This window comes from Acinetobacter sp. 24-47-62, assembly GCF_056779765.1.
Window position 1 is genome coordinate 1 of record NZ_JBWYIN010000036.1, and the last position, 640, is coordinate 640.

Here is a 640-nt window from a genome sequence, read left to right on the forward strand (position 1 = left end):
ATCTCATGGCTAAGGCTAAGTTTGAACGTAATAAGCCACACGTTAACGTGGGCACAATCGGTCACGTTGACCATGGTAAAACAACTTTAACTGCTGCTATCGCAACTGTATGTGCGAAGAAATTCGGTGGTGAAGCTAAAGACTACGCTGCTATCGACTCTGCACCAGAAGAAAAAGCACGTGGTATTACAATTAATACATCACACGTAGAATACGATTCTCCAACTCGTCACTACGCTCACGTAGACTGCCCGGGCCACGCCGATTATGTTAAAAACATGATCACTGGTGCTGCTCAGATGGACGGTGCGATCCTTGTTTGTTCAGCGACAGATGGTCCAATGCCACAAACTCGTGAACACATCCTTCTTTCTCGTCAGGTAGGTGTACCTTACATCATCGTATTCTTAAACAAATGCGATATCGTAGACGACGAAGAGTTAATCGAATTAGTTGAAATGGAAGTTCGTGAACTTCTTTCTACTTATGACTTCCCAGGTGATGACACTCCAGTAATCCGTGGTTCAGCACTTGCTGCACTTAACGGTGAATCAGGTCAATATGGCGAAGATGCTGTAGTTGCTCTTGTTGAAGCGCTTGACTCTTACATCCCAGAGCCAGTGCGTGCTGTAGACCAAGC

1 protein-coding gene is annotated in these 640 nt (G+C 45.5%); it reads left to right on the plus strand.

Features of this window, described 5'->3' with window-relative positions; all coding sequences use genetic code 11:
* Positions 1-5 precede the first annotated feature (5 nt).
* On the plus strand, positions 6-640 hold a 635-nt coding region (locus tag AC1M87_RS14760), incomplete at its 3' end, for a GTP-binding protein (RefSeq protein WP_481594118.1).